7 protein-coding genes are annotated in these 5,774 nt (G+C 64.7%); all 7 read right to left on the reverse strand.

The features are described 5' to 3' along the window. Positions 1 to 2,656, reverse strand: a 2,656-nt coding sequence (rpoB, locus tag IT293_17520; GenBank protein MCC6766463.1) for a DNA-directed RNA polymerase subunit beta, incomplete at its 3' end; no start/stop codon positions are given. A gap of 85 nt (positions 2,657 to 2,741) precedes the next feature. Then, entirely contained in the window at positions 2,742 to 3,134 is a 393-nt protein-coding gene (gene rplL, locus IT293_17525; protein MCC6766464.1) for a 50S ribosomal protein L7/L12, read from the reverse strand. Positions 3,135 to 3,210: 76 nt separating this feature from the next. Continuing rightward, positions 3,211 to 3,729, reverse strand: coding sequence for a 50S ribosomal protein L10 (gene rplJ, locus IT293_17530; protein MCC6766465.1), 519 nt, complete (start codon positions 3,727 to 3,729; stop codon positions 3,211 to 3,213). Between the two features lie 13 nt (positions 3,730 to 3,742). Beyond that, complete coding sequence (locus IT293_17535) at positions 3,743 to 4,456, reverse strand: 50S ribosomal protein L1 (protein ID MCC6766466.1); 714 nt, start codon at positions 4,454 to 4,456, stop codon at positions 3,743 to 3,745. A gap of 2 nt (positions 4,457 to 4,458) precedes the next feature. Further along, entirely contained in the window at positions 4,459 to 4,884 is a 426-nt protein-coding gene (gene rplK, locus IT293_17540; protein ID MCC6766467.1) for a 50S ribosomal protein L11, read from the reverse strand. Positions 4,885 to 4,897: 13 nt separating this feature from the next. Further along, positions 4,898 to 5,446, reverse strand: coding sequence for a transcription termination/antitermination protein NusG (gene nusG / locus IT293_17545; protein ID MCC6766468.1), 549 nt, complete (start codon positions 5,444 to 5,446; stop codon positions 4,898 to 4,900). A gap of 2 nt (positions 5,447 to 5,448) precedes the next feature. Continuing rightward, positions 5,449 to 5,673, reverse strand: coding sequence for a preprotein translocase subunit SecE (secE, locus tag IT293_17550; GenBank protein MCC6766469.1), 225 nt, complete (start codon positions 5,671 to 5,673; stop codon positions 5,449 to 5,451). Positions 5,674 to 5,774 lie beyond the last annotated feature (101 nt).

The raw sequence follows: 5,774 nt of genomic DNA on the forward strand, positions 1-5,774 counted from the left end.
CCTCGGCGCCGATGCGGATGATGCCCGAGTCGTCGAGATCCTTGAGGGCCTCGTCGCCGACGTTCGGAATGTCGCGCGTGATCTCCTCGGGGCCGAGCTTGGTGTCGCGCGCGACGCACTCGAACTCTTCGATGTGTACCGACGTGAAGTAATCCTCGCGGACGATGCGCTCGCTGATGAGGATCGAGTCCTCGAAGTTGTATCCGCCCCACGGCATGAACGCGACGACGATGTTGCGGCCGAGCGCGAGCTCGCCCATCTCCGTGGAAGGGCCGTCGGCGATGACGTCGCCGGCGCTCACCCGGTCACCGAGCACGACGATCGGCCGCTGATTCATGCAGGTGTTCTGGTTCGAGCGCTGGTACTTCACCAGATTGTAGATGTCGACGCCGGCGTCGCGACCGTCGGTGCGCGGCTTGTCGGCCTTCACCACGATGCGGGTGGCGTCGACGGTCTCGACGATGCCGTCACGCTCCGCGACGATCGTCACGCCCGAATCACGCGCCACGACCCGCTCCATGCCGGTCCCGACCAGCGGTGCGTCGGTGCGCAGCAGCGGCACCGCCTGACGCTGCATGTTGGATCCCATGAGCGCCCGGTTGGCGTCGTCGTTCTCGAGGAACGGGATGAGCGAAGCAGCGACGCTGACCAGCTGATTCGGGGACACGTCCATGAACTGGACCTGGTCCGGCGGCACCTGCATGAAGTTACCGCCCTTGCGGGCGGAGACGAGGTCGGCGGTGAACACCCCCTTCGCGTCGAGCGGCGCGTTGGCCTGCGCGATGACCAAGTCTTCTTCTTCGAGGGCTGACAAGAACCGGATGCGCTCGGTCACTCGGCCCTTCTCCACCTCGCGGTACGGGGTCTCGACGAATCCGTAGTCGTTGACCCGGGCGTAGGTGGAGAGTGACGCGATGAGGCCGATGTTCGGACCTTCCGGCGTCTCGATCGGACACACGCGTCCGTAGTGGGTCGGATGCACGTCGCGTACCTCGAAGCCGGCGCGCTCGCGCGTGAGGCCGCCGGGACCGAGCGCCGAGAGACGACGCTTGTGCGTGATCTCGGAAAGCGGGTTCGTCTGGTCCATGAACTGCGACAGCTGGCTCGACCCGAAGAACTCCTTGATGACGGCCGAGACCGGCTTGTAGTTGATGAGCTCCTGCGGCATCAGCGTCTCGATGTCCTGCAGGCTCATGCGCTCCTTGATGGCGCGCTCCATGCGGACGAGACCGATGCGGTACTGGTTCTCGACGAGCTCGCCGACCGCGCGCACGCGGCGGTTTCCGAGGTGGTCGATGTCGTCGATCTGGCCGTTGCCGTTCTTGAGCTCGATCAGGTAGCGCACGACCTCGAGGATGTCCTCGCGGCGCAGCGTCCCCTGTTCCAGCGGCACGTTGATGCGGAGCTTGTGGTTCAACTTCAGCCGGCCGACCTTCGAGAGATCGTAGCGATCGGGGTTGAAGAAGAGATTGTGGAAGAAGGCCGTGGCGGTCTCGGTGGTCGGCGGATCACCGGGGCGCAGGCGACGGTAGATCTCGAGGATGGCCTCGTCCGGCGAAGCGATCTTGTCCTGGAGGAGCGTGTTCCGGAGCGACGGCCCAACGTGCAGGTCGTCGATGAAGAGCACCTCGATCGTGTCGATGCCGCGCTCGCGGAGGTGATCGTACTTCTCCTGCGTCAGCTCCTGGTTGCCTTCGATCAGGACCTCACCGGTCTTCGGATCGGCCACGTCGTGCGCGGAGACGCGCCCGATGACCTCGTCGAGCGTGATCGGCACCTGCTCGACGCCGGCCGCCTCCATCTGGCGGATCACCGCCCTGGTAAGCTTGCGACCTTCCTTGACGATGATCTCGTTGCTCTCGGGATGGCGGATGTCGCGGCTCGCCTTGATACCGAGCAACTGGTCGGGGCGGAACACCTTCGACGCCTTGCGGCCGTCGAGGAGAATGGTGTCACGCTTGTAGTAGTAGTTCAGCAGGTCCTCGGTCGTCATGCCGAGCGCCCGCAGCAGCACCGTCGCGTGGAACTTGCGGCGCCGGTCGATGCGCACGAACAGGATGTCGCGCGCGTCGAACTCGAAGTCGATCCACGACCCGCGGTAGGGAATGATCCGTCCCGAGTAGAGGAGTCGGCCGCTCGCGTGCGTCTTGCCCTTGTCGTGATCGAAGAAGACGCCCGGCGAACGATGCAGCTGGCTCACGATCACGCGCTCGGTGCCGTTGATCATGAAGGTCCCGTTGCGCGTCATGAGCGGGATCTCGCCGAAGTAGACCTCCTGCTCCTTCACGTTCTTGATCGACCGCACGCCGCTCTCGGGATCGACGTCCCAGATGACCAGCTGGATCGTCACCTTGAGCGGGGCGGCGAACGTCATGCCGCGCTGGTGGCACTCGTCGACATCGTACTTCGGCTCGCCGAGCGAGTAGCTCACGAACTCCAACGAGGCGGTCTCGTTGAAGTCCTTGATCGGGAACACGGATTTGAAAACGCCCTGAAGCCCCGTGTCGGCTCGACTCTCGGGGGACACGTCGCGCTGCAAGAACTCGTCGTACGACCGCTGCTGGATGTCGATGAGGTTGGGGATGTCGACGATCTTCTTGATCCGACCAAACGTGCGTCGCAGCCGGAAATTGTTCGCGACCTGTACAGAACTCATGCCGTGCCTTTCTTCATGAAGCGGGGGCACCCGCCCCCGTTTCGCTGCCCTCGAACCGTCGCTCCCTCGAACCGGCCAGACGAGACTACTTGATCTCGACCTGACCGCCGGCCTCTTCGAGCTTCTTCGCGATGCTCTCGGCCTCGGCCTTGTTGACGCCCTCCTTGACGTTCTTCGGAGCGCCGTCGACGAGATCCTTGGCTTCCTTGAGGCCGAGACCGGTGAGCTCGCGCACGACCTTGATGACCTGGATCTTCTTGTCTCCGGCCGTCTTCAGGACGACCGTGAACTCGTCCTTCTCCTCGGCAGGCGCCGCGCCGCTACCGGCACCCGCCCCCGCGCCGGGCATCGCCGCCATCACGGGCGCCGCCGCGCTCACGCCGAGCTCGGCCTCGAGCTCCTTCACGAGCGCCGCCGCGTCCATGAGAGACATGTTCTTGATGAAGTCCTTCACCTGCTCACGCGAAACTTCAGCCATGGGACTGCTCCTCCTTCAGTTTGGGACGCGGCAACGGGGCCCGTCCGTATTGGAACTCGCTTGCGGATGGACCCCGCTATGCCTGCTTGGACTTCTCGATCGCCCCGAGGAGCCGGACCAATGACGCCCCCGGTTCTTGAATCGTACGCAACAACTGCGATGCCGGCGCCTGCAGCAGCCCGAGCAACTGCGCCATCAGCACTTCACGGCTCGGGAGCTTCGCGAGCGCGCTCACGCTGGACGCGGGCAGCGCTTCACCGTCGAGTACGCCTCCGCTGATCTTCAGCTTGTCGTTCTGCTCGGCGAACCTCACCAGGATCTTCGCCACGGCGACGGGATCCTTGCCCGTGGTCACGAGCCCCGTCGGACCGCGAAGCAGCTCGTCGAGCTTGCCGAAGGCGGTCTCTTTGATTGCGCGTCGCGTCAGCGTGTTCTTGCTCACCCGATACGACGCGCCGGCCGCCTGCAACTCGCGGCGGAGCTTGTTGAGCTGCGCGACCGTCAGCCCGCGGTACTCGGTCACGACCCCGAGGCTCGCCGCCGACAGGCGCTCGGTGAGCTGGGCGATCAATGCGGTCTTCTCTTCTCGCTTCACGACGCCTCCTCGATCAAGCAGCGACGGTCAGCGCGCGCGCCGCGTTCGCGTCGATCATCACGCCGGGGCCCATCGTCGTCGCGACGGACATGCTGCGCAGGTAGTTGCCCTTCGCCGCCGCCGGCTTGGCGCGGACGAGCGCCGCCACCAACGCCGTCGCGTTCTCGGCGAGCTTCTCGGGCCCGAACGACGCCTTGCCGATCGGAACGTGCACGATGCCCGCCTTCTCGACGCGGTACTCGACCTTGCCCGCCTTGGTCTCCTGCACGGCCTTCGCGACGTCGAACGTCACCGTCCCGACCTTGGGGTTCGGCATCAGGCCGCGCGGACCGAGCACCTTACCGAGCCGGCCGACCGCACCCATCATGTCCGGCGTCGCGATGACGACGTCGAAGTCGAGCCAGTTCTCGTCGGCGATCTTCTTGGTGAGCTCCTCGCCGCCCGCGAAGTCGGCGCCGGCGCCCTCGGCCTCCTTCACCTTCTCCCCCTTGGCGATCACGAGCACGCGCACGCTCTTGCCCGTTCCGTGCGGAAGGAGGACGGTGCCGCGGACGTTCTGATCCGCCTGGCGCGGATCCACGCCGAGCCGGACCGCGACCTCGACCGTCTCGTCGAACTTCGCGTAGCGGGCCTCGACGGCGAGCTTGATCGCCTCCTCGAGCGCGTACGCCTTCTGCGGCTCGATCTTCGCGGCGCCCGCGCGATACTTCTTTCCGTGTTTCGCCATTGTCAGCCCTCGACCACGATGCCCATGCTGCGCGCGGTTCCCTCGACGGTCCGCATCGCCGCCTCGAGACTTCCCGCCGTGAGATCGGGAGTCTTCAGTTGCGCGATCTCGCGAATCTGCTGCTTCGTCACAGTGCCGACCTTGTTCTTGTGCGGCACGCCGGAGCCCTTCTCGACGCCCGCAGCGCGCTTCAACAGCACCGACGCCGGCGGCGTCTTGGTCACGAACGTGAACGAGCGGTCCGCGTAGACAGTGATGATCACCGGAATGATCAACCCCTGCTGCGCTTGGGTCTGCGCGTTGAACTGCTTGCAGAACTCCATGATGTTCACACCGCGCTGACCGAGCGCCGGACCGACGGGCGGACTCGGATTCGCCTGTCCGGCAGAAATCTGGAGCTTGACCTCAGCGACGACTTTCTTCGCCATCGAATACCGTCCTTTACGCTTTCTCGACCTGGATGAAGTCGAGCTCGACGGGCGTCGCCCGGCCGAAAATACTGATAAGAACCCGGAGCTTACCCTTCTCCGGCTTCACTTCCTCGACCACACCGTTGAAATCCTGGAACGGTCCGTCGACCACTTTGACGTTCTCGCCGCTCTCGAAGAACACCTTCGGCTTCGGCTTGACCGCGCCCTCTTCGACCTGCTGCGCGATCTGGCGAACCTCGGTCTCCGAGATCGACGGCGGATCGGTGGCGCCCCCGACGAATCCGGTGACCTTCGGCGTCGACTTGACCACGTGCCACGTGTCGTCGTTGAGCGACATGTTCACCAAGATGTAGCCGGGAAAGAACTTGCGGGACGACGTCCGCCGCTTGCCTTTCACCAACTCGACGACCTTCTCTGCCGGCACGAGGATGTCGCCGAAGAACTCCTCCTTCCCCATGGAGCGGATGCGCTCCTCGAGAGCGGCCTTCACCTTGTGCTCGTACCCGGAGTACGTGTGCACGACGTACCACTTCTTCTCGGCCACGGCAGCGTCCGCCATCGTCACTGTACGCCCAGGAAGCGCGTGAAGAAGAACGAGATCACACCGTCCACCATCCCGAGCCACAACGAGACGATCAGCACGACCACGATCACGACGATCGTGGCGGCCACCGTCTCTTGACGCGTCGGCCAGTGGACCTTGCGCAGCTCCGACACCACCTCGTTGAGGAATTGCCGGGACTGCGGAACGATTTCCTTGACTTGTTGCAAGCGGTCGTTTGCCATCGGGTCGCTTGTCTCGTGCGCGCTTCGCGTCAGCGGCGAAGAGCGGGCCAGGCAGGATTCGAACCTGCAGCCCCCGGATTTGGAGTCCGGTGCTCTAGCCA

The sequence above is a fragment of the Deltaproteobacteria bacterium genome (genome assembly GCA_020848745.1).
Lineage (GTDB): Bacteria > Desulfobacterota > Binatia > UTPRO1 > UTPRO1 > UTPRO1.

Excerpts from the sequence above, each read along its gene's own strand:
- IT293_17535 (MCC6766466.1), bottom strand. The coding sequence starts at position 4,456 with ATGGCGAAACACGGAAAGAAGTATCGCGCGGGCGCCGCGAAGATCGAG.
- rplL (MCC6766464.1), bottom strand. The coding sequence starts at position 3,134 with ATGGCTGAAGTTTCGCGTGAGCAGGTGAAGGACTTCATCAAGAACATG.
- nusG (MCC6766468.1), bottom strand. The coding sequence starts at position 5,446 with ATGGCGGACGCTGCCGTGGCCGAGAAGAAGTGGTACGTCGTGCACACG.
- secE (MCC6766469.1), bottom strand. The coding sequence starts at position 5,673 with ATGGCAAACGACCGCTTGCAACAAGTCAAGGAAATCGTTCCGCAGTCC.
- rplK (MCC6766467.1), bottom strand. The coding sequence starts at position 4,884 with ATGGCGAAGAAAGTCGTCGCTGAGGTCAAGCTCCAGATTTCTGCCGGA.